The organism is Melioribacter sp. Ez-97, assembly GCF_051488665.1.
GTDB lineage: Bacteria > Bacteroidota > Ignavibacteria > Ignavibacteriales > Melioribacteraceae > Melioribacter.
The window spans coordinates 384,381-411,148 of the sequence record NZ_JBPSEG010000002.1 but is presented as its reverse complement, the minus strand read 5'-3'; the positions used below and the strand labels follow the sequence as shown (position 1 = coordinate 411,148).

General features: G+C 42.0%; 26 protein-coding genes and 1 other RNA gene. 21 read left to right on the top strand and 6 right to left on the bottom strand.

The window, feature by feature from the left end; all coding sequences use genetic code 11:
- Window positions 1-6: 6 nt before the first annotated feature.
- The 9 genes from atpA (at window position 7) to ACSSWA_RS04220 (ending at window position 7,004) form a co-directional block, all read left to right on the top strand.
- Window positions 7-1,554, top strand: a complete 1,548-nt coding sequence (atpA, locus tag ACSSWA_RS04260) for a F0F1 ATP synthase subunit alpha (protein WP_437355323.1) — start codon at window positions 7-9, stop codon at window positions 1,552-1,554.
- A gap of 9 nt (window positions 1,555-1,563) precedes the next feature.
- Complete coding sequence (gene atpG / locus ACSSWA_RS04255) at window positions 1,564-2,445, top strand: ATP synthase F1 subunit gamma (protein ID WP_437355322.1); 882 nt, start codon at window positions 1,564-1,566, stop codon at window positions 2,443-2,445.
- Window positions 2,446-2,524: 79 nt separating this feature from the next.
- Window positions 2,525-3,859, top strand: coding sequence for a signal recognition particle protein (gene ffh / locus ACSSWA_RS04250; RefSeq protein ID WP_437355321.1), 1,335 nt, complete (start codon window positions 2,525-2,527; stop codon window positions 3,857-3,859).
- Window positions 3,860-3,881: 22 nt separating this feature from the next.
- Entirely contained in the window at window positions 3,882-4,325 is a 444-nt protein-coding gene (gene rpsP, locus ACSSWA_RS04245) for a 30S ribosomal protein S16 (protein WP_437355320.1), read from the top strand.
- 69 nt (window positions 4,326-4,394) lie between these two features.
- On the top strand, window positions 4,395-4,628 hold the full coding sequence (locus tag ACSSWA_RS04240) for a KH domain-containing protein (RefSeq protein ID WP_014854949.1): 234 nt from the start codon (window positions 4,395-4,397) through the stop codon (window positions 4,626-4,628).
- Window positions 4,629-4,642: 14 nt separating this feature from the next.
- On the top strand, window positions 4,643-5,176 hold the full coding sequence (gene rimM, locus ACSSWA_RS04235) for a ribosome maturation factor RimM (RefSeq protein WP_437355319.1): 534 nt from the start codon (window positions 4,643-4,645) through the stop codon (window positions 5,174-5,176).
- Window positions 5,166-5,846, top strand: a complete 681-nt coding sequence (gene trmD, locus ACSSWA_RS04230; RefSeq protein ID WP_437355402.1) for a tRNA (guanosine(37)-N1)-methyltransferase TrmD — start codon at window positions 5,166-5,168, stop codon at window positions 5,844-5,846. Before rimM ends, trmD begins: the two co-directional genes overlap by 11 nt.
- 2 nt (window positions 5,847-5,848) lie before the next feature.
- The gene (gene rplS, locus ACSSWA_RS04225) at window positions 5,849-6,196 is read left to right on the top strand and encodes a 50S ribosomal protein L19 (RefSeq protein WP_437355318.1); all 348 of its coding nucleotides are present in this window, start codon (window positions 5,849-5,851) and stop codon (window positions 6,194-6,196) included.
- 49 nt (window positions 6,197-6,245) lie between these two features.
- Window positions 6,246-7,004: a hypothetical protein gene (locus tag ACSSWA_RS04220; RefSeq protein WP_437355317.1), complete on the top strand. Its 759-nt coding sequence runs from the start codon at window positions 6,246-6,248 to the stop codon at window positions 7,002-7,004.
- A gap of 56 nt (window positions 7,005-7,060) precedes the next feature.
- Here the strand turns inward: ACSSWA_RS04220 and ACSSWA_RS04215 are convergent, their stop codons facing one another.
- The 4 genes from ACSSWA_RS04215 to ACSSWA_RS04200 are packed head-to-tail and all read right to left on the bottom strand — an operon-like array spanning window position 7,061 to window position 11,357.
- Window positions 7,061-8,248 (bottom strand): NAD(P)-dependent oxidoreductase, encoded by a 1,188-nt coding sequence (locus tag ACSSWA_RS04215; RefSeq protein WP_437355316.1) that lies wholly within the window; start codon window positions 8,246-8,248, stop codon window positions 7,061-7,063.
- A 28-nt stretch (window positions 8,249-8,276) separates the two neighbouring features.
- Window positions 8,277-9,935 (bottom strand): urocanate hydratase, encoded by a 1,659-nt coding sequence (hutU, locus tag ACSSWA_RS04210; RefSeq protein WP_437355315.1) that lies wholly within the window; start codon window positions 9,933-9,935, stop codon window positions 8,277-8,279.
- A complete protein-coding gene (locus ACSSWA_RS04205; protein WP_437355314.1) occupies window positions 9,928-10,266 on the bottom strand; it encodes a hypothetical protein in 339 nt (112 codons plus the stop codon). The genes hutU and ACSSWA_RS04205 overlap by 8 nt, the downstream gene beginning before the upstream one ends.
- 2 nt (window positions 10,267-10,268) lie before the next feature.
- Entirely contained in the window at window positions 10,269-11,357 is a 1,089-nt protein-coding gene (locus ACSSWA_RS04200; protein ID WP_437355313.1) for an adenosine deaminase, read from the bottom strand.
- Between the two features lie 182 nt (window positions 11,358-11,539).
- Between ACSSWA_RS04200 and ACSSWA_RS04195 the strand changes: the two genes are divergently transcribed.
- The 6 genes from ACSSWA_RS04195 to ACSSWA_RS04170 all read left to right on the top strand — a co-directional run bounded on the left by ACSSWA_RS04195 (window position 11,540) and on the right by ACSSWA_RS04170 (window position 19,596).
- Window positions 11,540-12,706 carry a tetratricopeptide repeat protein gene (locus ACSSWA_RS04195; RefSeq protein WP_437355312.1) on the top strand — a complete coding sequence of 389 codons (1,167 nt, stop codon included), beginning with the start codon at window positions 11,540-11,542 and terminating at the stop codon, window positions 12,704-12,706.
- Between the two features lie 79 nt (window positions 12,707-12,785).
- Complete coding sequence (locus ACSSWA_RS04190; RefSeq protein ID WP_437355311.1) at window positions 12,786-13,109, top strand: DUF3467 domain-containing protein; 324 nt, start codon at window positions 12,786-12,788, stop codon at window positions 13,107-13,109.
- A 105-nt stretch (window positions 13,110-13,214) separates the two neighbouring features.
- Window positions 13,215-14,267 (top strand): hypothetical protein, encoded by a 1,053-nt coding sequence (locus ACSSWA_RS04185; RefSeq protein ID WP_437355310.1) that lies wholly within the window; start codon window positions 13,215-13,217, stop codon window positions 14,265-14,267.
- Window positions 14,268-14,272: 5 nt separating this feature from the next.
- Window positions 14,273-14,992 carry a FecR family protein gene (locus ACSSWA_RS04180; RefSeq protein WP_437355309.1) on the top strand — a complete coding sequence of 240 codons (720 nt, stop codon included), beginning with the start codon at window positions 14,273-14,275 and terminating at the stop codon, window positions 14,990-14,992.
- A gap of 21 nt (window positions 14,993-15,013) precedes the next feature.
- Window positions 15,014-17,386, top strand: a complete 2,373-nt coding sequence (locus ACSSWA_RS04175; RefSeq protein WP_437355308.1) for a hypothetical protein — start codon at window positions 15,014-15,016, stop codon at window positions 17,384-17,386.
- Entirely contained in the window at window positions 17,386-19,596 is a 2,211-nt protein-coding gene (locus ACSSWA_RS04170; RefSeq protein ID WP_437355307.1) for a CHASE2 domain-containing protein, read from the top strand. The genes ACSSWA_RS04175 and ACSSWA_RS04170 overlap by 1 nt, the downstream gene beginning before the upstream one ends.
- Before the next feature lie 5 nt (window positions 19,597-19,601).
- Here the strand turns inward: ACSSWA_RS04170 and lptG are convergent, their stop codons facing one another.
- Together lptG and ACSSWA_RS04160 are read right to left on the bottom strand one after the other, a co-directional pair.
- The gene (gene lptG, locus ACSSWA_RS04165) at window positions 19,602-20,684 is read right to left on the bottom strand and encodes an LPS export ABC transporter permease LptG (RefSeq protein ID WP_437355306.1); all 1,083 of its coding nucleotides are present in this window, start codon (window positions 20,682-20,684) and stop codon (window positions 19,602-19,604) included.
- Complete coding sequence (locus ACSSWA_RS04160) at window positions 20,671-22,026, bottom strand: LptF/LptG family permease (protein ID WP_437355305.1); 1,356 nt, start codon at window positions 22,024-22,026, stop codon at window positions 20,671-20,673. Before ACSSWA_RS04160 ends, lptG begins: the two co-directional genes overlap by 14 nt.
- 159 nt (window positions 22,027-22,185) lie before the next feature.
- Between ACSSWA_RS04160 and ACSSWA_RS04155 the strand changes: the two genes are divergently transcribed.
- The 6 genes from ACSSWA_RS04155 to ACSSWA_RS04130 all read left to right on the top strand — a co-directional run bounded on the left by ACSSWA_RS04155 (window position 22,186) and on the right by ACSSWA_RS04130 (window position 26,768).
- Window positions 22,186-23,559, top strand: coding sequence for a dipeptidase (locus ACSSWA_RS04155; RefSeq protein WP_437355304.1), 1,374 nt, complete (start codon window positions 22,186-22,188; stop codon window positions 23,557-23,559).
- Window positions 23,559-24,386, top strand: a complete 828-nt coding sequence (locus ACSSWA_RS04150; protein WP_437355303.1) for a hypothetical protein — start codon at window positions 23,559-23,561, stop codon at window positions 24,384-24,386. Before ACSSWA_RS04155 ends, ACSSWA_RS04150 begins: the two co-directional genes overlap by 1 nt.
- Window positions 24,387-24,441: 55 nt before the next feature.
- Window positions 24,442-25,413: a CAF17-like 4Fe-4S cluster assembly/insertion protein YgfZ gene (ygfZ, locus tag ACSSWA_RS04145; RefSeq protein ID WP_437355302.1), complete on the top strand. Its 972-nt coding sequence runs from the start codon at window positions 24,442-24,444 to the stop codon at window positions 25,411-25,413.
- A gap of 3 nt (window positions 25,414-25,416) precedes the next feature.
- Window positions 25,417-25,956, top strand: a complete 540-nt coding sequence (locus ACSSWA_RS04140; RefSeq protein WP_437355301.1) for a cob(I)yrinic acid a,c-diamide adenosyltransferase — start codon at window positions 25,417-25,419, stop codon at window positions 25,954-25,956.
- A 5-nt stretch (window positions 25,957-25,961) separates the two neighbouring features.
- Window positions 25,962-26,320: a transfer-messenger RNA gene (ssrA, locus tag ACSSWA_RS04135) on the top strand.
- A gap of 76 nt (window positions 26,321-26,396) precedes the next feature.
- Window positions 26,397-26,768, top strand: a complete 372-nt coding sequence (locus ACSSWA_RS04130; RefSeq protein WP_437355300.1) for a YccF domain-containing protein — start codon at window positions 26,397-26,399, stop codon at window positions 26,766-26,768.

Below are 26,768 nucleotides of genomic sequence, written 5' to 3'. Positions count from 1 at the left end.
AGAAAAATGGTAGAAATCAGACCTGACGAAGTATCGGCAATTTTAAGAAAACAACTTGCCGGCTACGATAACGAAGTTGAAGTTTATGACGTCGGAACGGTATTGCAGGTAGGCGACGGTATTGCGCGCATTTACGGATTGTCGAAAGTAATGGCGAGCGAATTGGTTGAATTTCCCAACAACGTTATCGGAATGGTGCTCAACCTCGAAGAAGACAGCGTTGGCTGCGTTCTCTTCGGCGAGTCGAGCTTAATCAAAGAAGGCGATACGGTTAAAAGAACAAAACGCGTTGCTTCTTTTCCCGTTGGCGATAAACTTCTCGGCAGAGTAGTCGACCCTCTCGGTCAGCCGCTCGACGGCAAAGGAGCTATTCAGTTCGAAAAATACGCTCCGATCGAAAGAAAGGCTCTCGGCGTTATTCAACGTCAGCCGGTTAAAGAACCGCTCCAAACGGGTATTACCGCTATCGATTCGATGATTCCGATCGGACGCGGACAGAGAGAGTTGATTATCGGAGATCGTCAGACTGGTAAAACTGCCATTGCAATTGACACAATTATTAATCAAAAATATACTCATACGGAAGAAGCCAAAAAATACGGCATTAAACCCGTCTATTGTATTTATGTAGCTATCGGGCAGAAAAATTCAACGGTCGCTCAGGTAGTGGCTAAGCTCGAAGAAAACGGCGCAATGGAATATACGACGGTCGTTTCGGCTCCGGCTTCAACGCCTGCTCCTCTGCAATATATTGCTCCGTATGCAGGCACGGCGCTGGGCGAATACTTCAGAGATACGGGACGGCATGCGCTTGTAATATACGACGACTTATCGAAGCAAGCCGCGGCTTACAGAGAATTGTCGCTTCTTCTGAGAAGACCGCCGGGACGCGAGGCTTATCCGGGAGACGTTTTCTATCTCCATTCCCGTTTGTTGGAACGCGCTTCGAAATTGAGCGAAGACCTCGGCGGCGGAAGTCTTACGGCTTTGCCGGTTATCGAAACTCAGCAGGGAGACGTTTCTGCGTATATCCCGACGAACGTTATTTCGATTACGGACGGTCAGATTTATCTCGAACCGAATTTGTTTAACGCCGGAGTTCGTCCCGCTATCAACGTCGGTATATCGGTATCCCGCGTGGGCGGCAACGCTCAAATCAAAGCTATGAAAAAAGTTGCCGGCTCGCTTAAACTCGATTTGGCTCAGTACCGCGAATTGGAAGCTTTTGCTAAATTCGGCTCCGACCTCGACAGAGCCACTCAAAGAACGCTGGCTAAAGGCGAACGCCTTGTCGAATTGTTGAAGCAAGGACAATATGCGCCGCTGCCGGTTGAAAAACAGATTGTAAGCGTTTTTATCGGAACCAACGATTATCTCGAAACTATCGAAGTTAAAGACATAAAAAGATTCGAAAAAGAATTTCATGAATATGTGGAATTGAAATATCCCCAGATCTATGAAAATATTCGTTCCACAAAAGAACTTAAAGAAGACACGGTCGAACTGCTTAAAAAAGCAGCCGACGAATTTTTACAAAAATTCAATAAATCCTGATTGTAAAGAATGGCAACGCTTAGGGACATAAAAAGAAGAATTGTAGGCGTAAAAAGCACGCAGCAGATAACCAAAGCAATGAAAATGGTTGCCGCTGCGCGACTCCGGCGCGCTCAGGAGAATATTATAAACGCGCGCCCTTATTCGCGCAAAATTTCCGAAGTGTTGTCGCACCTCTTAAATATCGAAAAGAATTTCAGCCACCCGTTATTGACCGAGCGTAAAGTCGAGAATGTGGCGTTTGTAGTAGTTACGTCCGACAGAGGGCTTTGCGGCAGTTTTAATATGAATGTAATCCGTACCGCCGAGGACTTGATCCGCGATGATTATAAAAAATACAATGACGAAGGGAAATTGGAACTTTATTGCGTGGGCAAGAAAGGACTCGATTATTTCAAAAAGCGGAATTACAATGTGGCTGGAGCTCACCCCGGAATTTTTTCACGCTTGAAATTTGAATTTGCATCCGGCTTGGTCAAAGAATTGACTCATAAATTTATTAACGGGCAAATCGACAGGGTCGTCGTTGTTTACAACGAGTTCAGATCGATAATTCAGCAAAAAACGGTTATTGAACAATTGCTGCCCATTACGCCTTTTGCCGAAGAAAACCACGAAGTTAAAGCGGCTGAATATATATACGAACCGGATAAATCGGGCATTATCAATTCATTGCTGCCCAAACACCTCAATTCGCAAATGTGGAGAGCGCTGCTCGAATCATATGCGGCGGAATTGGGCGCCAGAATGACGGCAATGGATATGGCTACAGAAAATGCTAAAGAATTGATTAGGAATTTACAGATTACATACAACAAGGAACGACAGGCTACTATTACGCGAGAGATAATTGAAATTGTATCCGGAGCTAATGCGCTTAAAGAAGGATAAACCCGTTAGAATAGATGCCGGAACCGAAATAGTTTGATATTCATTACCTTTTTATTATCTTAACGAGAGTTGATAGATTATGCTCGAAGAACTGACTGAAAAATTCGAACGGGTATTAAAGAAAGTTACAGGACAGGGACGCTTGACCGAAGAAAACATATCCGAAACTCTTCGGGAAATCCGTCGTGTTCTTTTGGATGCTGACGTAAATTATAAAGTTGCAAAACAATTTATCGAAGATGTCAAGGTTAAAGCGCTCGGGAAAGAAGTTCTTGCTTCAATTACTCCCGGTCAGCTTATAACCAAAATTATATATGATGAATTAACAAGGCTGCTTGGAGGCAGCGGAGCGGAAATTAGAATTAATCCCTCCGGCATTACGACAATAATGCTGATAGGTCTTCAGGGATGCGGTAAAACGACTTTCAGCGCCAAGTTAGCCAGGTTATTGAAAAGCAAAAAACGCGATGTTCTTTTAGTTGCTGCCGACGTTTATCGTCCTGCGGCTGTCAATCAATTGAAAATACTCGGAAAACAAATCGACGTTCCGGTCTTTTCGATTGATGGCAGCAAGGATCCGGTAAAAATTGCCGAAGAAGCGGTTGATTATGCCAAACAGAATAAACTGAATACCGTTATTATCGACACGGCCGGTAGACTGCATATTGACGAAGAAATGATGCGCGAAGCGGCCGCCATTAAAGAAAAGGTCAATCCGACCGAAACTCTTTTTGTCGTCGATTCTATGACCGGTCAGGATGCGGTAAATTCCGCCAAGGCTTTTCATGAAAAAGTCGATTTTGACGGTATAGTAATTACGAAGCTGGACGGCGATTCGAGAGGCGGATGCGTCCTTTCGATTCGCGCGGTCGTCGATCGCCCGGTAAAATTTGTCAGCGCCGGCGAAAAGCTCGATTCGATCGAAGTCTTTTATCCGGACAGGCTGGCTTCCAGAATTCTCGGTAAAGGGGATATTGTTTCTCTCGTCGAAAAGGCTCAGCAGCAGGTCGACGAAAAGGAAGCCGAAGAGCTGCAGAAAAAATTAATGGCAAATAAATTTGACTTCGACGATTTTTTGAAACAAATTAAGATGCTAAAAAAAATGGGTTCTTTGAAATCGATAATTTCAATGATACCCGGCGTCGGTTCGGCAATTAAAAATGCGGATATCGACGATAAACAATTGGTAAAAGTCGAATCGATAATTCAGTCGATGACTAAAGAAGAGCGAAGCAATCCTAATATTCTCAACGGCAGCCGCCGGAAAAGAATTGCCAGGGGAAGCGGCAATACAATTCAGGATGTCAATCGGCTGATAAAACAGTTTAACGAAATGCAGAAAATGATCAAGATGATCAATAAACAAGGCGGCGGCAGGGGTATGTTGAATTTGAAAAAATTTGGATTAAATTAAACATAAAGGAGGAATAAATAAATTGGCGGTTAAATTAAGACTGAAACGAATGGGAAAAAAGAGGCAGCCAATCTATAAAGTTGTTGCTGCCGATTCGAGATCACCGAGAGACGGTAAATTTATCGAAGCTATTGGAACTTATAATCCCAAAACTGAGCCGGCTGCAGTTGAAATAAAAGAAGAACGCGCTCTCTACTGGCTGAATGTCGGAGCGCAACCGACTACGACTGTTCGCAATTTGCTTTCAGCTCAGGGAATTTTCCTGAAAAGACAGCTCCAGAAAAAAGGCTTGTCCGATCAGGAAATCGAAGCCAAACTCGAAGAATGGAAAAAAATGAAACAAGCTAGTTTGGAAGCCAAACTGAGCAAGAAAGCTGCTAAATCGAAAAAAGAAGAGAAAAAGCCGGAAGAAGTTAAATCCGAAGATTCGCAGGAAGCACAGGGTACTGCTTCCGATGAAGCCTGAATCCGGTAAAGCCGGAAACAGGCGCTCTAAATTAGGTACCCGTTATTTACCAATATTATAGGTACTCTCATGAAGGAATTTATTGAATTTATCGCAAAGCACCTTGTGGATAATCCCGATACTGTACAGTTGGAAGAATCCACTCCCGACGAAAAGACCATCGAGCTTACTCTTAAAGTCGGCGCCGAAGATGTCGGTAAGGTAATCGGAAAACAGGGAAAAACTGCTCAGGCAATGCGCACATTGCTGACAGCTATCGCTGCTAAAGAAGGAAAACGCGCTATATTGAAAATCTTGGATTAATCGTTTGCTGCGGGATGCAACATCCTTCGGTAAATGATTTAATCTTAATTGCTGTTGTTAAATCCGTTGCTGACGAGCAAGGATTTTTTGCGGTAGATTCCTATTCCGATTTTAGTGAGAGATTTTTCGACCTCGAGTACGTTTATGTCGAATTCTTCGGCAACGTTAAACGTTTCGATGTCGAAGACTGTGTGGTTGAGGATGACCGTGTCTTGCTGAAATTAAAAGGCTTCGATACGGCAGAGGACGCAGCATTGTTTATTGGCAAGAGTTTATACGTCGATGAAGAAAACAAAGTTGAACTCGACGAGTTAACTTTCTTCATTCATGACTTGATTGGTAGTAAAGTCTACCGTGCGGGTCTTTTGGTAGGAGTTATTCAAGACGTATGGGTTCTTAAATCTAATGACGTTTATGTAATTAAAGACAATGACGGAAAAGAAATTCTTCTTCCGGCGCTTAAAGATTACATTAAAAAATTTGACGCTGTAAATAAAAGACTCGACTTAACAGACGACAGCGATTTGCTCTATGACAATGAGGATTGACGTTATATCGGCTGTGCCCGATTCTCTTACGAGTCCTTTGAATACGAGTATTCTGAAGCGCGCACAGGATAGAAAAAAAGTTGAAATTTACGTCCATAATCTGCGCGATTATGCTTACGACAAGCATAAACAGATAGACGATAAGCCCTTTGGCGGCGGACCCGGTATGCTTCTTAAACCGGAACCGTTCTTTGAATGCATTGAAGAATTATTGAACCAGCGAAAATATGACCATATCATATTTCCTACTCCCGGCGGCAAGTTTTATAACCAGAAGCTTGCCAATAAATTTTCGCTGGCAAAAAATATTATGATTATCGCCGGTCATTATAAAGGAATTGACGACCGCGTAAGACAAAAATTTGCCACGGACGAAATTTCAATCGGCAATTATGTTTTGACGGGCGGCGAAATTGCGGCGTTAGTCATAATCGATTCGGTTGTGCGTTTAATTCCGGGAGTATTAAACGACAGCGAATCGGCATTGAACGACTCGCTCATGGACGGAGACATAATCGAAGCTCCTTACTATACGCGTCCGGCAGTCTATAAAGGAATGGAGGTACCCGAAGTATTGCGCTCGGGCAACGAAAAAAAAATTAAGACGTGGAAAGAAGAGCAGTCGAAAATATTAACGGAAAAATGGAAAAAAATAAATAATATGGAGTAACAATGGATAAGATAAAAGAACTGACAGCTGAACAGTTACGTACCGACATACCCGAATTCAGAAGCGGAGACCGAATTAAAGTGCACGTAAGAGTTATTGAAGGCGACAAAGAAAGAATTCAGCCTTTCGAAGGAGACGTTATCAACGTACGCGGCTCCGGCGCCGCTAAAACTTTTACGGTGCGCAAAATTGCAAGCGGCGTTGGCGTCGAAAGAATCTTCGCCGTCAACTCGCCCAGAATTGCCAAAATCGAAGTAATTCGACAAGGCAGGGTAAGACGCGCAAAACTTTACTACCTGCGCAATTTGTCGGGTAAAGCCGCTAAAATTAAAAGCAAGAATGTCAGATAATATTAAAAAAAGAAAAGCCGCTTGATGAGCGGCTTTTTTTATCTATGCTATGAACTTATACGCGCCAAATAATATCTTTATTCAGATTTTTTCGAACGAACCCTCGGTTAAACAGAATTATAATGTCATTTCTTCTCCTTCGCCGATGGTGGTAAAAAATATTCTGAATGACAAAGATAGTATCGGACTCGTTCCCACGCTCGATTTAATTAACAATAAAGAACTCTTTGTGTCTTCTAAAATCGGAATATCATTCGACGGCATATTGTCTTCGGCTTATCTCTATTTTGTAAAAGGCGAAAGAACTGTCGATAAAATTCATCTTCGAGGCGATATATCCGTTAACGAAGCGTTGATTTCAAAGATGCTGTTCGAGGAACGTTATTCGGTAGACCCTGAAATTATTCTGGATACATCCCGGGAGCTTGACCCTGATAAAGATTATCTTATAGCAGGCGACGAAAATTTCCTCGACGGTAAATTCAAAATAGGACTCAGCCTGGCGGATGAAATATCCGACCTTCTTAACTTGCCCTATGTCAACTATCTGTTGGTTTCTGAAAACAGGGAGAAACTCGAGGAGTTCAATAATACTTTTAAGAAAATAGACACGTTGATTGAAGACAATATTGAGGATATTATCAACGCGCTCGAATTAAACGATGAAGTGAAAAATTTCCTGACGGACAATTTTAATTCGATTTATTACGAATTGACTCCCAACGAGACCGAGGCTGTTCAGGAACTTATAAAGCTAGTTTACTATCACGGTATAATCGACGATATTTTTGACGTGAAATATGTTTAAAGCGCTCTTCTGAAAAAATTTATTAAAAAAAGCTGCCGCGCGGGCAGCTTTTTTTTTTAATCGAGCATAACGTGAGAATAAGTTATCACGTTCGGATTTTCTCTGATTTTTTCGAGCATTTCGTTGCTGAGAGGAGCTTTAAGTTTCATCGTACAACATGCTACCAGACCGCCGTCGAAAATTATGTTTTCGATCTCTTCGATGTTAATGTCACCGTCTTTAATAATATCGAGCACCGAAGCCAGCACGCCGGGTTTGTCGTAATGCTTAACCACTAACTGATAGTGAGTGTCGGGCGCTTTAGCTTTGTTTACCCAGTGGGCAATTACTCCGCTTTTAATATAGCCCAGTATTATATTTACTGTTTCTTCGGCTACCGCGTTCTGAGCTTGTTCCGTGGACGCTCCTATATGATGCGTTACATAAACATTCTCGAGTTCCTGAAGTTTTGAAGAAACGCTTCCTTTTTTGTCTTCGGGTTCGTCTTTGAAAACGTCCAGACCTACGCGTAGATTTTTTTCTTTGACGGCTTTGATCAGAGCTTCTTCGTCTACAACGTCTGCCCTTGATGTATTAATAAAAATCGCGCCGTCTTTCATCATATTAAACATTTTTTCGTTGAAGAGTCCTTTTGTTTCCGGAGTTGACGGAAGGTGCACCGAAACTACGTCGGCAATCGGCAAAACTTTATCGAATTCGGAAAAGTCTTTAACTCCGTAGCCTTCTATTCTCGAAATATCTTTAGCGTAGATGTTCATACCGAGGGCTTGAGCGCGTTTTGCTACTTCCTTGCCAATATGCCCGTAACCGACGATTGCAAGCGTTCTGCCGTGCAATCCCTTAGCTTTCGAATATTCGGCTTTGTTCCATTTTCCTTCTCTGAAATCGATAACGTTATTAGGTATACGTCTGTCGCATGCAATCATTAATCCGATTGCAAGTTCGGCTACCGCTATGGCGTTTTTGCCGGGGCAATTTGCCACATAGATTCCTTTTTTGTTTGCCGCGGGAATATTGATATTGTTTACGCCTGCGCCTGCCCGAACGATTAAATTCAGATTCTGCGATTTTTCGATTGTCTCGGCGCTGACTACTGTTGAACGCACTACAAGGCAATCTACTTCCCTGGCGGCTTCCGGAAGGTCTTTTTCTCCCAGATTCGGATTGTAGATCACTTCAATTCCGGCTTCCTCGAGTTTTTTAATGTACTGTTCGGGAAATTTGTCGGCAATTAATACTTTCATTTTAGATTTATCCTGTATTTGTTAATGATTACCTTTTATTAATCATCGGAATATTAATATTAAATTTCAAAGCGTTTTCAATTGCCCTGTCGTAACCGGCGTCTGCATGGCGGACAATTCCCATGCCGGGGTCGTAAGTTAAAACCCGTTCGAGCCGCTGTTCTGCTTCGGGCGTGCCGTCTGCAACTATTACCATTCCTGCGTGAATCGATTTGCCGATGCCGACTCCGCCGCCGTGATGAACGGAGACCCAGCTTGCGCCGCCTATGGCATTCAGCAGCGCGTTCAAAACAGGCCAATCCGCTATTGCGTCGCTGCCGTCTTTCATGCCTTCGGTTTCACGATTGGGAGAAGCTACAGAACCGCAGTCAAGATGATCTCTGCCGATTACGATCGGAGCTTTTACTTTTTTTTCAGCGACAAGCTTGTTGAATATTTTTCCCATTTTAGCTCTTTCCCCGTATCCGAGCCAGCAGATGCGAGCCGGTAGACCTTGAAAGTGAACTTTTTTGCCCGCCATTTCAATCCAGCGAACGAGCTTTTTGTCTTCGGGAAACGCTTCGATAACGGCTTGGTCGGTAACGTAAATATCTTCGGGATCGCCGCTCAATGCTGCCCATCTGAAGGGACCTTTGCCGTCGCAAAACAGGGGTCGTATGTATTCGGGTACAAATCCCGGTATGTCAAAAGCGTTTTCTACGCCGTTTTCTTTCGCTTCGCCGCGTATATTGTTGCCGTAGTCGAAAGCCACAGCGCCTCTTCTTTGGAATTCGAGCAACGCTTTGACATGTTCAACGATTGTTTTCTTTGCCAGCGAAATATATTTTTGCGGGTCTTTTTTTCTCAGGTTCAATGCTTCTTGCAAACTCATGCCCATCGGCACATAGCCGTTCAGCGTATCGTGCGCCGAAGTCTGGTCGGTAACAATATCTGGAATGATATCTCTTTTCAAAATTTCGGGTAATACCTCGCCGGCGTTGCCGACCAACCCGACGGAGAGCGCTTGTTTGTTTTCCTTGGCTTCGAGCGTAAGTTTCAACGCTTCATCCAAATCGTAAGTCATCTTATCGATATAACCCGTATCGAGTCGTTTTTGAATTCTTGAAGGATCGACGTCGATGCCCAGGAATGCGGCGCCGTTCATAGTAGCGGCGAGAGGCTGAGCGCCGCCCATACCGCCGAGTCCGGCAGTTAAAAGAAATTTTCCCGATAAAGAACCGTTAAAATATTTGTCGGCGCAAGCGGCAAAAGTTTCGTATGTTCCCTGAAGAATTCCCTGAGTGCCGATATAAATCCAGCTGCCTGCGGTCATTTGACCGTACATCGTTAGTCCCAATCCTTCGAGTCGGCGGAATTCGTCCCACGTAGCCCAATCGGGAACTAGCATTGAATTCGAAATGATAACGCGCGGCGCATTTTCGTGTGTTTTGAAAACCGCCACGGGTTTACCTGATTGAATTAATAAAGTCTCGTCGTTATTCAAATCTTTAAGAGTTTTAACAATAGCGTCAAAGCTTTCCCAGTTGCGGGCAGCTTTGCCCGAGCCGCCGTAGACGATCAGGTCTGCGGGTCGTTCAGCCACTTCCGGATCCAGGTTGTTCATAAGCATGCGCATTGCCGCTTCCTGAACCCAGCCCTTACAGGTCAGTTTTGTGCCTGTAGGCGCTTTGATTATTCTTTCAGTCATTAAAATGCGTCTCTATAATGTTTTTATATTGTTTGTAGAGAGGTTTGTAAATCCATTTTTTTATAAAACCCGCGCTTTTTATCTGCTTTTCAAGATGTTTTTCATTTTCTTTCAGCCGGAATACGAGTTTTGTCTTTTCGTCTTTCGTAAGCTTTACGGGATTGCCGTCGCTTTCCAATTTTTGAAGCAGAGAATTGAAAGTTTTGATTTCATTGTAAAATCTGTCGTCGGTCGACATCTGTTTAATGATTGTTTTACAAAATGTGATTAATAATTTTTTTTCGTTTTTGTCGAATTCGTAAGAATAATTTTTGAATAACGGTTTTGCCATAGTTATACCTTTAATGATAGTAGTTTTTCTCTCATTTTTTGAAAACCGGGTTTAATTACATTGTAAATATAATATAATCGTTCCTTGTATGGAATAAAGGACGATTTCATCGCATTTATATTGAGTTTTTCGATATCGTCCAGGTTAAGACCGAACAGTTCGCTGGCGATTGTGTATTCTTTTGTAAGAGTAGTATCGCTCATCAGGCGGTCGTCTGTATTTAGAAAGACTCTGAATTTTTCGCGAAATAATTTGATGAACGGATGGTTTTCGAGTTTGTCGACCGCGCCGGTGTGGACGTTGCTCAAGAGGCAGATTTCCAGCGGTAGTCGTGTGTCGAGTATATATTGCGCCAGTTCGCCCAATTGCACTACGTTTCCATCCTTGTCAAAAACAATATCTTCTACGAGGCGGGTAGCGTGACCGATTCTGTGCGCTCCGCAAATTTGAATTGCCTGCCAAATCGATTCTTTGCCGAACGCTTCTCCTGCGTGAATGGTGATATTGAAATTTTTCTGTTTAATGTATTGAAAAGCGTCGAGATGCTTTTTGGGAGGATATCCGCCTTCTTCGCCAGCAAGGTCGAATCCGACTACACCCTGATTCCTGTAGTTGACTGCAAGCTCGGCAATTTCGAGCGTGTTTCTCATATTTCTCATTCCGCATAATATCAATCCGTAGCCGACGCCGAAATCTTTTTTGCCTTGTTCCAATCCTTCCAGAACCGCATCGATTACATCTTCGTAATAAAGTCCTTTTTGAGTATGAAACACCGGCGCAAAACGAGTTTCGACGTAGCAGACGCCGTCGTTTTTCATATCTTCGAGCATCTCATAAGCAACTCTTTTAAGAGCTTCCTTTGTCTGCATTACGGCGCATGTATGCTCAAAACCCTGAAGATATTCGACAAGATTGCCTTTGTTGGCGCCGCGGTGGAACCATTCCGCCAGTTCCGACGGATCGGTTGTGGGTAATTTCTTATATCCTATTTCTTTCGCCAGATCGACAACCGTCTGTGGTCTCAATCCGCCGTCCAGGTGGTCGTGAAGCATTACTTTGGGTACGTTTCTTATAATTTCTTCGGTTTTCATTTTATCCTCTTTTAGTTTCAAAAATATCCTTTTAACGCTCTAAAATCAATTTGCCGTGCAAAAGAAATGAGCTAAGCGGGAAAGGCGATTCAATAATTAAGGGATTGAAAAAAATCTTGACTTAGGAATCCTAAATTGGTTATTTTTCGAGGTATTATTTTAGATAAAAATCAGGAGTATCAATGAAAAAAGCGCTTATTTTTCTTAGTATTTTGGGAATGGCTTTGGGTATTACTGCATTTCAATGTGCTTCGGCGGAATTGACAGGCGCAAAGCTTTATATTAATCAAAAACAATACGAAAAAGCCAAAGAAGCCCTCCAGAAAGAGATTGCAAAGAATCCGAACAGCGACGAAGGCTGGTATCTTCTGGGATATATTTACGGCGAAGAAGGCAACATTCCCGAAATGTTAAATGCATTCGATAAATCTTTATCAATCAGCGACAAATTCAAAAGTCAGATAGAGGAATCGAAGAAATATTATTGGGCAACGAGTTTCAACAAAGGCGTTAATCTGTTCAATAAAGCCAGCAATGCGACCGCTCAGGATACAATGCAAATGTTTTTCGAACAGGCTGCCGAGCAGTTCAACAATTCGATTCTTTGCGAGCCCGATTCCTCGGTGGGCTATATCAATCTGGTATACACTTACCTGAATATGAATAAAATTGACGATGCAATCGAACCTCTCGAAAAATTGACCGCCATGGGATCCTCGGCGGAAGCGTTCGCAATGCTCGGTCAAATTTATACGGAAAAAGGCAACACGTTGCTCGATTCGTATAACGAAACCAAAAACGAGCAGGACAGCGTTAAAGCTTACGAATATTTCGACAAAGCAATTTCTGTGCTCGAAAAAGGAAGGGATTTGTTCCCCGACGACAACGAAATATTGTTGAGACTTTCGAACGCCTACATTTCGGCTAACAAACTCGACGTAGCTCTCGATGCATTCAAAAAAGGCGTTGAAAAAGATCCCGGAAATAAATTTTATCAATATAACCTGGCTGTCCTTTTATTAAATTCCAATGATTTCGAGGGCGCGGAAGAGCATTTCAAAAAGGCAGTGGAAATCGACCCGAATTATACTAATGCGATTTACAATCTGGCTGTAACCTATATTCGATGGGGAGCTCAAATACGCGAAGAAATGGAAGAGAAAGGCGAAGTAGACGAAGCGAAATTCAAAGAAAAATTCCAGGCGGCTATCCCTTATCTTGAAAAATACCTGGAAGAAAATCCGAACGAAGCGACTATTTGGGAATTATTGGGTAAAGTTTATGCCAATCTCGGTAACGAAGAAAAATCCGCTGAAGCTTTCAATAAAGCGGATCAGTTAAGACAATAAAATTACTGTTCCGGGGGAGGCTCTCTCCCCCGGATTTCTTTCCTCTTAAATATAAACTCCCCTACAAACAGGAGCGGCAATGGAACAAAACGAAAAGAAACCTCAGCAAATAAACATCGAATTGGGCGAAAAAGAAGCCGAAGGCATATACTCAAACCTTGCAATAATTACTCATTCTCCCGCGGAATTTGTAATCGATTTCACTAGAGTGGTGCCCGGAGCGCCGAAAGCAAAGGTGCTTGCCAGAATAATTACTACGCCGCAGCATGCAAAAATGTTAATGCGCGCGCTCAAAGACAATATCGAAAAATTCGAAGCCCGTTTCGGTGAAATTAGAATCGACGCGCACACTTCCCCCCAGTACGGTTTTATTAATCCGGACAAGGAAAACAAAGTAAATTAAATCCGCTCCGGACCGGCTCTAAAAATTTTTGATTGAGGAAATCGAAATAATTAGTTACTTTTATTTTGTCCTCAATTAGGGCTGGTAAAACAAATCGGAGCTGCAATGAAAAAGACCACTCTCCTGGCTCTTCTGCTGGCAATAACTTTAAATGCTCAGCAGGGAGTCTCGATTCAATTGGATGTATTTCAGGATCTCGCTACTATAGACTTAGCCGCCTTTTTGCCCGACGAAAACATCTCCAATCAACCTCGTATTATGAGAGTATCAATCTTTCCGGAAAATACGGAAGTTGTCGTGGAAGGAGTAGTTGAATGGAAAAGGGACGAGAATTCGAATTTCGAGCAAGTTGCCTCTTTCAAGACGAAGCCTTTCTTATCCAGAACTTTTTATAATGATGAATTGGATAAAAGCGACTTATCTTTTGAATATTCCGATTACAATTCAGATATAATTTCTGACATCGTCAGTATCGGCAGGTTGAAAGGTATAGTCAGGGTTGTCCTGAAAGTGCAAGATACAAATACAGGAGCGCAAGCCGAAGACGAAAGAATCTTTACGTTTCTGAATCCAACTCCTCCTGAAATTACGTCGCCTATTGAAGATGAAGAAGTGGACGTCGGAAGTATAATAATAACGTGGGATCAGTCACCCGGCGCGAGCGGTTATATAATCAGAGCAAATTATATGGATGCAGGCGCCACGCCGGAAGACGCTCTTAATTCGGGCGATCCTCTGGTGGATGATCTCGAAGTAGAAAAGGGCGTTACGCAAATCAATTTAACGGAAAGCGCAACGAGGGAAATTTTGCCGGATACTAATATTGTGGTGTCTGTTACGGCTAAAATTGAAGGCGCGGGAGAGGTCATAAGATTGGCGAGTCAGCCGAGGGTTTTCAGAACTTCAACTGCTCCCGGCAGCGAGACTGCCGGAGTTCGTCCTGCCAGCCCTGCTGTGCTCCGTCTTGCAAATTTTCTTCAAAACAAAGTGAGCGCGGAATTCGTGAATAAATTGCTGAACGGCGAGATAAAGCCCGAAGAGATTAAAATTTTCGACAACGAGGGCAACCAAATCGATCTCAGCGTCTTAAACGCTTTGCTCGATTATCTCGAACAAAATGGAGAGTCCATCATTTCAATAGATTTTAAAAACAGGTGATTACAATGAAACTGAAAGTGATTTTTTTAATCATAGCTCCGCTTCTTATCGGATTTAACTCGGGGCAGGGCGACAACAACCGCAAGCCTGTTGACGAAACAAAAGAATTAATCGCCCTTATCAAAAAAGTATTTAATAACGTCGCATATCGATTGAGCGAAGAAGATCCGGAATGGAGGGAAGCAAAAATCGGTCTGCCTCTTTCTGACGGCAACGAATTGAGGACAGGTTCTAAATCTTTGGCGGTTGTAATTTTCAAGGACGGTTCGGGAATTTTAAGAGTGCGTGAAAATTCAATCCTTCATATTTACGGAACGTCAGAAAACAGAAAATTAAACAAGGATGCTTTTATACAAAGAGGCATGATTGGCTTCGACGTTAACAAGCAGTCCGAAGGCGAAGAATTCCGGTTTACTACTCCCACGGTTGTAGCTTCAATACGCGGCACAAACGGATTTCTTGAATTCGACGAAGACAGCACTTTTACGATGTCGCTGGAATCCGGAATGGCGGATCTTTCTTTCCGGGGTCCTCAAGGCGGAACAGGGCAATTGAATGAAGGCAATACGGTTATTATTACACCCGACGGCAATTTCCAATTTCGCGGTCAAAATCAGGAAGATATGAATAAAATTAAATTGTCCAAGCAAGCTGATGCAAAGAAAATTTATATTGAAACAGACGAAGGCACTGTCGAAATAGAATACTATGCGCCTGAAGAATAAAAATTTTATAAGGTAATATTTATGTATAAAAAATATTTCATAGCGTTTTTTCTATCGGCGAGTTTTATTTACGCTCAGGTCAGTAATTATATTACCGATGTACGGATTAGCGAGGCAGTTGAGAATTCGCCTGTAAATATTACAGCCAATCTGGTCTCTTCGGACAATATCTCATCAATGGAAATTGCTTACAGACAGTTCGGAAAGGATGAATTCATCGTAAAAGAAATGGAGGTCAAGGGGAACACCGCCAGCGCAGATATTTCGGGGGAATCGGTGTTAAGCCCTTATATCGAATACTATATTATTATTTATTTGAAGGACGGTTCTGTCGAAACTTATCCTCAAGGGGTTCCCGACGGAACGCCGCCTCTTCAAATTGCCGTCAGGGCGCCGTCGGAAAAATCCAAAGAAATATTGGTATTAAGCCCGGCTCCGGACGAAAAGCCCACCCCGGAAAATTTTCTCGTTAGTTTGTCTTTTATGAAGGCGTCTGACAAGATTGATATTAAGAAAACAAAATTATTTCTGAATAACGAAGACGTAACTTCAAAAGCGCTTATAGCGGGCGATTTAATTATTTTAAGTACGGCTAATATCGAAATAAACCCAGGCTTATATTCATTTAAAGCGGAAATTTATGACAAAGAAGGAAATATCTATCATACACTAGTCCGTAATATTCGGGTAATTTCAAGCGAGAGAATGGCGCAGCTTGAGAACCAATTTAAATACAGGGGGAATATAAGCGCGGAAACAAGATCTGAAAACGTAAGCGAAACGAACACTCAATATTCTAATGTTAATGCAAAAATTAATGCGTCTTACGGCGCATTGAATATAGACGGAAGGTTTTATGTAACGTCGGAAGAAAAAAGTAATCTCCAGCCTTATAATCGCTACAGTCTGAAAATTGCAGGCGGCGATATTTTTGAAATCCATTTGGGCGACGCTTATCCGAGATTTCCTTCCTTGATTTTAAACGGCAAGAGGGTAAGAGGAATAAGCGGTGAAATTAATTTAGGATTTTTTAATCTGCAAACTTCATTCGGCGAAATTACTCGCGGAATTGAAGGTAAACTTTTAGAAACCTATCAAAAGGAAAATGCTCCTCTCGGCTCGAATGTAATCCTGATTGACGAACTCAGATACGGCAATCCGTACGGGAGGGTAGAACTGGGCACATTCAAAAGAGAAATATTTTCTGTAAGACCGTCATTCGGCAGGGGCGAGAATTTTCAGTTGGGCTTCTCGTATTTGCACGGCAAAGACGATCCGGGTTCGATTGAGTTCGGGTCGCGCCCGAAGGAAAATGCCGTATTCGGCGCCGACTTGATGTTCGCGCTCGACAATAAAAACATTACGTTCAATTCACAGGTCGCATTCAGTATGAACAACAATGATATTTCCGCCGGCGAAATTGAAGATTCAAGAATCGATTCGGTATTCGGACCGGGAAAATCGATCGACGTAGACCCCGATCAAATCAGAACCATTCGCGATATTCTCGGAAATTTCATTACCGTTAACGAATACCTCGGACCTCTGAATCCTCAGGAATTTGCTTCTCTGGCAGCCGAAACAAATTTGAGCGTTAATTATTTTTATAATACTTTGAAAGCCTCGTATATTTATCGCGGCAACGATTTCCAGTCGTTCGGACAGAATTATTTGAGAACGGATATAAGAGGATTCAATATTAGCGACCGCGTCCGCCTTCTGGATAATCAATTGTTCATATCGTTGGGACTCGAAAAACTGGAAGACAATTTACAGAATACAAAAATTGCGACCACGTCTTTCGACAATATTTCAACGTCGATATCTTACTTCCCGAGAATTGATTTCCCGCGTATCACATTATCCTATAATCAATACAAAAAGAACAACGGCATCGATATTAACGACACCCTTTACAATCGATATATGATTAACGATAAGACGAACAGAATTTCGCTCGGCGTATCTTACAGTTTCGACCTGTATGTTCGAAACTCCGTTTCTTTTACGCTTGTAAATCAAAAAAGGGAAGACGAATCTTTGTTCAAAAATGATCTCACATATAATTCCGTTTCGCTTTCGGTCAATAGTTTTTGGAACAGAAATCTGACGTCGTTAATACAGATTTTATTCAACTCGACGGAATTGCAAAGCGTTACTTACGATTACGTTTCGTTTTTGGGACGTATAAAATATAAAATGCTGGAAGACCGCCTGCAGTTTACGTTTTCTTATAATCCCAGCTTCGGCGATTTCAAGCGGCATTATGTGGAGCTGCTGGCGGATTATAATTTGATTGCAAATTTATTCGTCGGATTACAGGCAAGATTTTTCCATTATCCCGGCAAGTATACGAACTCGATAACAGGTTTATCCGCGAGATTCAGCTTCTAATGAAGAAAAAGAAAGAGAAAGATTTTTGGGGCGGAATTCTTATTGCGTTTCTTTCCGCCGTATTAACTTTTCTGATAACAAATGTTTCGCCTTTTGAAATATCGCCGTTGAAAGACCTCGAACTGCGTCTTATCGACAAGAGATTTCAGGAAAGAGGCGCTCTCGATATTAAAGACAGTTCGAATATCATTCTTCTGGAAATAAACCAAAGCACATACGACCAGATACCGAAAGAGGAGAGGAGATGGCCCTGGCCTCGGTCGGTCTTTGCGCGCGTTATTAACAATCTTTCGAAAGCCGGAGTAAAAGCTATCGGCATCGATATTAATTTTTCTAATCCTGATTCCTACTCGCCTTCAAATGATTCTTTAATGGCTCAGTCCATAAAGCGATCGGGAAGGGTTATACTTGCTGGCAAAATCGATATATCGAATGAAGGCAAGCTGCAATCCGGCAAAAGTTTTATCTCTAAAACAAATTACAATTTGGGCAACATATTTTTTAGAGCGGACAGCTCAATCGGAATAGTTCAGGTGCCTTCGGACAACGACGGCGTTTATCGCAGGTACCTTCCTTACGTTCGTTCGGAAGTAATCGGTAAATCTTTCCCGAGTTTCGGTTTCGCGGTAATTAATAAATTCAAAGATTTGAAAAATAATTACCTGGTCGAAGACTCAGCCGGATATTTTGTTCTGGACGATATCAAAATACCGAAATGGGACAACGAAAGCATGCTGATCAATTTTTACGGGGGCAATGCGACATTCAAAAGAGTTAATTTAATCGACGTACTCGACGATAAAGAATATAAAACGTCTGACGAGCGCTCGCTTGATATCGAAATTAACACCTGGGACGACCCTGACATCGGGTTGCTGCATTCGGGAATGTTCAAAGATAAAATCGTAATTATCGGATCGACTATGCCGGAAGACAGAGATTTGCTTCCCGTCGCGTTCTCGGAAAGAAAAACCGGCGGCAATATCATGTACGGCGTAGAATTTCATGCAAATGTTGTTCAAAATATTTTATGGCGGGATTTTCTTTACAAACAATCCGCCGCAGCCGTTTTCTTCATTATAATCCTTCTTTCTTTTCTGTCGTATATAATGACCGGCTCCGTAAGAAAATTAAAACTGAAAAACAGCGTCATAAACGAAATATTGAATTTTACACTAATAGCCGTAAGCGTATATATCGTATTCAGAGGAACGGTTTTGTTGTTTGTCGAACATCATCTGGTTGCGCCTGCGGTCAGCTATTCGCTGGCGATTGTTCTGTCTTATTTTACGTCGACAGCGTATAATTTTATAAGCGAGCGCAAACAAAATCTTGTTATAAAAAATATGTTCAGTCAATATGTAAGCAAAGAGATTGTTACGGAATTGCTGAACAACCCGTCGAAATTGAGACTGGGAGGCGAAAGAAAAGAAATTACCGTTATGTTTTGCGATATAGCCAACTTTACTTCGTTCTCCGAAAAAAAACAACCCGAAGAACTGGTCGGATATATCAATGAATTTCTTAATGAGATGAGCGAAATAATAATCGATCATAAAGGGACGGTCGACAAATATTTGGGCGATGCGATAATGGCTTTCTGGGGCGCTCCGGTAGAAATAAAAGACCATGCTCTTCTGGCGTGCAATACCGCTTTAAAAATGCAGAAACGTCTTGTCGAATTGAGAAACAATTGGATGACTGTCGAAGAAATTCCGATTTATATAAGAATCGGAATTAATACAGGCGAGGCAATAGTGGGCAACATCGGCGGCTCAAAAAGATTCGATTATACTGTGCTGGGCGATAACGTAAATCTGGCTTCGAGGCTCGAAGGCGCCAATAAAGCGTACGGTACGAATATTATGATCAGCGACTCGACTTATGAAATAATTAAAGAACATTTTCTCGCTAGGGAACTCGACATTATAAGAGTGAAAGGCAAATCCGTGCCTACTAAAATATATGAGTTGATAAGCACAATTGACGACGCCGACGCGAAGGCTGCGTTGGAAAAACTCGATTTTTACTTCCAGGGATTGACTTTGTATAAAATGCGAAATTTCGAATCGGCTTGCGATTATTTCCGGAGAGCGTTTGAACAACTCAAAGATTATCCTTCGAGGGTTTATGCGGAACGCTGCGAGTTCTATATTTCCAATCCTCCTCCGGAAAATTGGGACGGCGTATTCGAACTTACCTCGAAATAATAAAATTATTTCGAAGCGTATTTTAAATTGAATATTGCCGCTGTTAGGAATACGAAATTTGCAAACCATGCGGTCAAAAACGGGTCTAACAAACCGTTCTTTCCGAAAGCCTGACTAACTTTCATGAAAACAAGATAAATAAACGTGATCAACAGATTAATTCCGAATTGGAGAGCCAATCCGCCTCTTCTTTTGTTTGCGGATATCGGCAAACCGAAAAGAACCACGACAATGCACGAAAAAGCAAATGATATTCTCGACTGATATTCTATTTCGATGGCTATCGGATTATTTCCGGTGCGCCTTTGTTCTTCGGCAAAATTTTTCAGCTCTTCAAGCGACATTTCTTCGGGCTTGCGTTGCTTTTTTATTACGTCTTCAGGTTTGAAGCTCAAACCCGGGAATTCTTTGACCGCAAACCGTCTAACGGTTTCCGAGGTGTCGCCGAATTCCCTTTCGATGCCGTTATACATCGTCCATTGATTTTTCAGCGTGTCGTATTTCATCCTGAAGGCGTCGTACCTTTTTATGATTTTTGTATTGTCGGCGGGATCGAACTCCTGAATACTGACTTGGTTTGCCTGATCGTTGGCTACGTCGTAAAGATTAATAGTTACTATTCTGTTCTTCGTATCCTGGAAATATATATTGCTTCCGAAATAAACTATTCCTTTTTTCAGATAGGTTTGCTCAATGTAAACTTTATGTTTGTTAGCCATCGGTACGATGTAGCCGCCGAAATAAACCAGCAGAATCGAAATAAAAAATGAAGTAATAATAAAAGGAGCCATAAAGCGGTATAGACTTATGCCGGCTGCTTTTATTGCCGTAAGTTCGTTCAAGTTCGACATTTTACCGGCTGTAAATAAGCTCGCCAATAAAACGGCAACGGGCGTCATTAGTCGTATTATTTCCGGCATGAAAACTATGTAGTATTCCGCTATCATACTCGCGTCGACATTCTGGTCGATAAAATCCCCGAGTTTTTCCATCATGTCGATGATTACGAAAATCACCGTAAAAGTAATCAGTCCGAACAATACGGACTGCAAAAATTGTTTAATCAGATAACGATCAAGAATTTTCATTTTCATCCGGGTTATATTTCCAGGATTTGGGCAATACTTTATTTATGAAGTCGAACTTCAATTCGATTCTTTCTCTTGCGCTTTTGATAGTGAGTATAATACCTAAAATTCCGAGCAAAATATTTGCGCTCCAAATTCCCCAGAAAGGGGACAACAAACCGCGATCGGAAAGCTTTTCGCCTCCGATTAAAAACGTCCAGTAAATCAAAAAGAATACAAGGCTTATGCCCGCCGCCATTCCAAAACCGCCCTTACGCGTCATTGTACCGAGCGGAGCCCCGATTAAAATAAAAACGATACATGCAAACGGCAGCGCATACTTTTTATGTATCTCGACCCAATAACGGTTAATTTCTTTTTTATTGTATTCGAGTCGGTTAAGAATGTTTCTCAAAATATTTTTGTGGTTGTTCAATCTCTGTTTTACTCTGTCATAAATTTTATCGGCGCCTTTTTCAGTAACAATCGGCGATTCGTTATATGTAATCTTGGAGATTGCGGTCTCCATTTCGGATAAATATCTTTCTCTGATCTTCTGAAGACTGTCTACGATCGCAAGCATTTGCGGAGCGCCGAGCTCGCGGTCGCCGCGAGGTCCGCCCGGCGTGGATTGTTCGAATGTGAATTGCTCCGCCGGCATTGCTATTTTGTGCCTGCTGAAACGGAGCCGTCTGTATTGATTCCAATTGGAATTGTTGAATTCGTGTATTTCCCCTTCATTCAAATCCATTATTAATTTTTTCTGATTCGGTGAAAGATAAATAACTCCCGATTTGGCGGTTACAACATTAATCGAAGGAGGATTCGAATAATCGTAGATTGTTATGTTTTTCAACGTGTTGTTTTCCTGGTCGATTTCACGTGCAAGGATAGAATAGTTCGGCACGTCCTGCGAAAATACTCCGGGGGAAAGCGATAGAGTCGGCTTCTGGCGTGAAATATCTTCCATCAATAGTCTCGCTGCATGATTCGCGTCCGGATAAATATTATTATTGAAATAGATAAGGAACAAAGCCAATAATAACGAGGCGCCCAGCGGCGGAAGTATCATTTTGTAGAGACTCATGCCAGTGGCTTTGAGAGCCGCAATTTCGTTATTCTGAGCCATTCCTCCGAAAGCCATCAATGTTGCAACCAGAACCGACATCGGAACTACAAGCACAATCATCCAGGCAAGATTATAAATTATCAGTTTTGTTATTATCCAGATTCCCAATCCTTTGCCTACCAGCCGGTCGGCAAATTTCATCAAAAACTGCAATAAGAAAATTCCTATCAGAGTAAATATCGAAAACAGAAACGGAGCGACATGGTTTTTTAATATGTATTTTGTTAATATCATTTATCGGAAATTTATTGATATTCAAATTTACCAATAAATAAAAGCAGAATAAAAATTTTTTATCTGTTAATTTACTTGAATCCCGCATTAATGTAAGTTAAATTTGAGTTTATAAGATAACGGGCTCTAAGCCCCTCGCAGAAAAATACCGGAGGAGTCGTGGACAACGTAATCAAATACCTGTATTCTAATTTTGACAATTCTTTGGACGAATTAAAAGAATACCTGCGTATTCCGAGTATCAGCACATCGCCCGAACACAGTAAAGATATGGTGAAATGCGCTGAGTTTCTTGCAAACAAACTGAGAAATATCGGTTTGACAAACGTTGAGGTATTCAGTACGGAAAAGCACCCGATAGTATACGGTCAATGGATCGGGGCTCCGGACAAACCCACCGTGCTAATTTACGGTCATTACGATGTGCAGCCGGTCGATCCGATTGAGAAGTGGTCTTTTCCGCCGTTCGAACCGAAGATTGAGAAAGGAAAATTATGGGGGAGGGGAGCAAACGACAATAAAGGACAACAGTTTGCTCATATCAAAAGCGTCGAAGCTTTCTTTAAGAATTACGGCGCGCCGCCGGTTAACGTTAAGTTTTTGATCGAAGGCGAGGAGGAGATCGGCAGCGGCAGCCTTTCCAAATTTATTTCCAAGCATAAAGAGCTTCTGAAATGCGACACTATATTGATTTCCGACACGAGCATGTACGCTCCCGGCGTGCCTACTATAACATACGGTCTGCGCGGGCTCCTTTATATGGAAGTTGAATTAACAGGTCCGAAAGCCGACCTACATTCGGGCAGTTTCGGCGGGGCTGTTGCCAATCCCGTTAACGAACTCGCCAAGATGATTGCAAAACTGCACGATAAAAACGGCAGGGTTACGGTGCCTAATTTTTACAAAGACGTTTTGAGATTAAGCAAAGCTGAAAAAGAAAATTTCAAACGCCTGAAATTTTCCGACGCAAAGTTTGCCAAAGAATTGGGCGTTAAAGCCCTCTACGGCGAAAAAGGATATACTACGCTCGAACGTTTGTGGGTAAGACCGACGCTCGACTGCAACGGTATTGTCGGCGGTTTTACAGGCGAAGGGGCAAAAACAATTATTCCTTCGAAAGCCTCTGCCAAAATAAGCATGCGGCTGGTGCCCAATCAGAACCCTAAAAAGATTGCCGCCGATTTTACTAAATATGTCAAAAGTCTGGCTCCCGAGGGAGTAAAGGTAAACGTAAAAATGATTCATTACGGTTACCCTGTTGTAGTGCCGCTGGAAGACAAAGCCGTTCAAACTGCCGCCAAAGCTGTTTCGAAAGCATTCGGCAAAAAAGCGGTCTTTACGCGCGAAGGAGGCTCGATTCCGATTGTCGTCGAATTTATGAATCAATTGAAAGCCCCGGCAATTTTAATGGGACTGGGACTCGATACCGACAATATCCATTCTCCGAACGAGCATTTCGCGCTCGACAATCTTAAAAAGGGTATGATTGCTTCCGCATACTTCTTAAAAGAATTTTCGGAAATGAAAGGATAATGAAGTTAGTAAAATCATTGATTGTATTATTGGTATTTATTGCGGCATGTACTTCCGAACAAAGAGAAGGGGGAGATGCCGCAACCTCTTCGAGCAAGGAAAAAGAGATCAGGGAATATAATCTCGAAGTGGAAAAAGAAAGAACCAAAAACAGATTCCCCTGCGATACGATAGCCCTCCGCGAGTATATTATGGATAATTATCCTCCCGGAACGTATATACTGCAAAACGAACCGTCTACCATTTACGGACTCCCTAAACCGGCTATAATCTATTTTAATGACGGCGGGAATTTTATTTTGACTCTTATTGTACGCTCCAAAGAATCCGAAAGATTTGTTGAAAGAAAAAACGTTCAGGGTTACGAATCGAGTTTTATCAACCTCGACAGCACAAAACTCGGCACCGCTTTCTTTTATTTGACGTTATTTGAATGCGCCGACAATAACTTCGAGAAAATTTGGGAAGCCGAAGTTCCTATTCACGGCGGCTTCAGCAAAATGTCTATCAAAACATGGAAACCCAAGAATATTAAATATGTCGAACTCTTCTACGAAGACGGAATAATTTCGGGACACAGGAAATATAATTTCTTCCTGATCGACGGCTGGCGTAAACCGCCGCATTTGCTCGAAACATACGTCGGCATCGTTCATAAAAGAACGCTTGCAAATATCAATAATGATAAATATCCCGATTATTACGAATACAGATTTATAGAAGACTCGCTTAGAATTCGAGTGCGGGATTCCATACCTTTCTATTGGAACGAAAAAAAACAACTTTACGTTACCAAGGTAAATCCGCGTTGGTTCCGCAAATATTGACTGAATCTATAACAAAAAACGGCTGCTTATGTATATTGAGACGGAAAAAACAAATATGTCTAAGAATATTAAGGAAGAATATAATCTGCTCCGCTACGGAGCGGGAGCTGTATCCCTCGATGAAAATATAATTAAACTGAGCGGAAAAGACACGCTCGATTTCATTCAAAGAGTTTCCACAAACGACGTAAAAGGTTTAATACCCGGCAGGAAGATAAGAACCCTTTTCTTGAATGATAAAGGAAGATTCATCGACCGCACAAATTTTCTTTACATTACGGATTATTTCTGGCTGATCGGACAAAACGACCCGGACAAAAAATTACTGAGCTGGATTAATAAATACATTATTACCGAAGACATAAAAACGGAAGACGTTACAGACGACTACAAAGTAATTACAATTGCCGGGCAGCAAAGCGCTTCGTATTTATCTTTGATTTTCGGACAGGAATTTTCTTCTCTCGATGATGACAATTTGATTGTTACTCAAACGTCGGGTTTCGATACTCTATTATTCCGTAGCGTTGAAAAGGGGCAATCTTTTTACAAAATAATTGTAAAATCGAATCAGTACAAACAATTTGCGGAATATCTCAATGCAAACAAAAGCGTTTTCGATTTCGGTTTTGTAAACGAAGAATCATTCAGATATTTTTGCATTCTGCACGGTATACCTGGCAGAAACGAAATAACTATGGAATTTAATCCGCACGAAGTGGGATTGATTGATGAAGTTAGTTTTACGAAAGGGTGCTACATCGGACAGGAAGTTATAGCTCGACTTGACACGTACGATAAAGTCCAGAAAAAGATGATCGGAGTTAAGATCGAAGCTGACTTACCCGTGGAATCATACGATATCTACAGTTCAGATGAATTTGCTGGAATTATTACCAGCGGCATAAACGTGGACGGCGAATTATACGGACTCGCGGTTGTTAAGAAAAAATATTTGGACGGTAATCCTCTTTATATCTCTTATGAAGGGAAAGAATTTGAAATTGCGATTCGGAATTTTGATTGACCTATGAAGATTTATACTAAAACCGGCGATAAAGGCACGACTTCTTTATTGGGAGGCGAAAGGGTATTTAAAGACGATCCGCGCTTGAATGCTTACGGAACGGTCGACGAATTGAATTCTCTTTTGGGATTGGCTATTACCGAAATTGAAAACACGGAACTTATCGAAGTTTTACGCGGTATACAGGACGAGTTATTTGAATTGGGAGCCGACCTGGCTGCCCCCGCAAATTCAAATGTTAAAATTGACCGGATTAATATTGCGAATGCGGAGCGTCTGGAAAGATTGATTGACAAATTTGAAGAGCGCTTGCCGGCGCTGAAAAATTTCATTTTACCCGGTGGCGGTAAAGCGGGAGCTCTGTTGCACTATGCCAGGACGGTATGCAGAAGAGCGGAGCGCGAAACAGCCGCTCTGATGAAGGGTGTTGAAATGGATAGCGCGGTTTTAGTATATTTGAATCGTCTTTCCGATTTATTGTTTGTTCTGGCTCGATATTCTAATCAAATTGACGGCGCCCCGGAAATTATCTGGAAAAAATAATTTATGGGGGTGATATTGGCTTCGACGGAGCTATAAGTTCTTTGAACTGCACACCGTGTTGCCGTAGACACGTAAAACGACGGTAAAAAAAGTAAATGGCGAATATAATTACGCTTTAGCTGCCTAATTAAAATAAGGCAGCCGTTCTTCAAATCCTCTCGCACCGGGATTTGACAGAACGTCGCTCAGGTGCGATAGCCGAGCCGAGTGTCCGTGCAGGTAAGGCGAAATTCTAACGGACTGGTTTCGGGAGGATTTGTCTGTCAATCCGACCGGAACGAGACAAAACCAAGACAGACTATGTGTGTAGACGTTCACTGAAATGTAGCTTCGGACCGGGGTTCGACTCCCCGCACCTCCACCAAATATTTTAATTACACTTCAAAACAAAATTCCTCACGCTGCGTCTAACAATCCAAAAAGACGGAAACATATTTTTCATGAGATTAATCGGAAATCTTTTGTGGATTGTAATAGGCGGCGGAGTAGTCCTCTTTATTGAGTATTTAATCGCCGGATTATTGTTGTGCATTACAATTATCGGAATCCCGTTCGGAATACAGGCAATAAAACTATCTTTCCTTGCATTACTCCCGTTCGGTAAAGAAGTTGTTCAAACCGAGAGGGGAAGCGGGTGCGTCTCGACTTTTATGAATTTACTCTGGATTGTTACGGGCGGTATTGTAATTTCTATAACGCATTTTATTTTTGCCATCCTATGCGCTATAACTATAATCGGCATTCCGTTCGCCAAGCAGCATTTGAAACTTGCGTCGTTATCTCTCACGCCGTTCGGACATAGTTATAGATAA

Excerpts from the sequence above, each read along its gene's own strand:
- atpA (WP_437355323.1), top strand. The coding sequence starts at position 7 with ATGGTAGAAATCAGACCTGACGAAGTATCGGCAATTTTAAGAAAACAA.
- atpG (WP_437355322.1), top strand. The coding sequence starts at position 1,564 with ATGGCAACGCTTAGGGACATAAAAAGAAGAATTGTAGGCGTAAAAAGC.
- ffh (WP_437355321.1), top strand. The coding sequence starts at position 2,525 with ATGCTCGAAGAACTGACTGAAAAATTCGAACGGGTATTAAAGAAAGTT.
- ACSSWA_RS04240 (WP_014854949.1), top strand. The coding sequence starts at position 4,395 with ATGAAGGAATTTATTGAATTTATCGCAAAGCACCTTGTGGATAATCCC.
- rimM (WP_437355319.1), top strand. The coding sequence starts at position 4,643 with ATGCAACATCCTTCGGTAAATGATTTAATCTTAATTGCTGTTGTTAAA.
- trmD (WP_437355402.1), top strand. The coding sequence starts at position 5,166 with ATGAGGATTGACGTTATATCGGCTGTGCCCGATTCTCTTACGAGTCCT.
- rplS (WP_437355318.1), top strand. The coding sequence starts at position 5,849 with ATGGATAAGATAAAAGAACTGACAGCTGAACAGTTACGTACCGACATA.
- ACSSWA_RS04220 (WP_437355317.1), top strand. The coding sequence starts at position 6,246 with ATGAACTTATACGCGCCAAATAATATCTTTATTCAGATTTTTTCGAAC.
- ACSSWA_RS04215 (WP_437355316.1), bottom strand. The coding sequence starts at position 8,248 with ATGAAAGTATTAATTGCCGACAAATTTCCCGAACAGTACATTAAAAAA.
- hutU (WP_437355315.1), bottom strand. The coding sequence starts at position 9,935 with ATGACTGAAAGAATAATCAAAGCGCCTACAGGCACAAAACTGACCTGT.
- ACSSWA_RS04205 (WP_437355314.1), bottom strand. The coding sequence starts at position 10,266 with ATGGCAAAACCGTTATTCAAAAATTATTCTTACGAATTCGACAAAAAC.
- ACSSWA_RS04200 (WP_437355313.1), bottom strand. The coding sequence starts at position 11,357 with ATGAAAACCGAAGAAATTATAAGAAACGTACCCAAAGTAATGCTTCAC.
- ACSSWA_RS04195 (WP_437355312.1), top strand. The coding sequence starts at position 11,540 with ATGAAAAAAGCGCTTATTTTTCTTAGTATTTTGGGAATGGCTTTGGGT.
- ACSSWA_RS04190 (WP_437355311.1), top strand. The coding sequence starts at position 12,786 with ATGGAACAAAACGAAAAGAAACCTCAGCAAATAAACATCGAATTGGGC.
- ACSSWA_RS04185 (WP_437355310.1), top strand. The coding sequence starts at position 13,215 with ATGAAAAAGACCACTCTCCTGGCTCTTCTGCTGGCAATAACTTTAAAT.
- ACSSWA_RS04180 (WP_437355309.1), top strand. The coding sequence starts at position 14,273 with ATGAAACTGAAAGTGATTTTTTTAATCATAGCTCCGCTTCTTATCGGA.
- ACSSWA_RS04175 (WP_437355308.1), top strand. The coding sequence starts at position 15,014 with ATGTATAAAAAATATTTCATAGCGTTTTTTCTATCGGCGAGTTTTATT.
- ACSSWA_RS04170 (WP_437355307.1), top strand. The coding sequence starts at position 17,386 with ATGAAGAAAAAGAAAGAGAAAGATTTTTGGGGCGGAATTCTTATTGCG.
- lptG (WP_437355306.1), bottom strand. The coding sequence starts at position 20,684 with ATGAAAATTCTTGATCGTTATCTGATTAAACAATTTTTGCAGTCCGTA.
- ACSSWA_RS04160 (WP_437355305.1), bottom strand. The coding sequence starts at position 22,026 with ATGATATTAACAAAATACATATTAAAAAACCATGTCGCTCCGTTTCTG.
- ACSSWA_RS04150 (WP_437355303.1), top strand. The coding sequence starts at position 23,559 with ATGAAGTTAGTAAAATCATTGATTGTATTATTGGTATTTATTGCGGCA.
- ygfZ (WP_437355302.1), top strand. The coding sequence starts at position 24,442 with ATGTCTAAGAATATTAAGGAAGAATATAATCTGCTCCGCTACGGAGCG.
- ACSSWA_RS04140 (WP_437355301.1), top strand. The coding sequence starts at position 25,417 with ATGAAGATTTATACTAAAACCGGCGATAAAGGCACGACTTCTTTATTG.
- ACSSWA_RS04130 (WP_437355300.1), top strand. The coding sequence starts at position 26,397 with ATGAGATTAATCGGAAATCTTTTGTGGATTGTAATAGGCGGCGGAGTA.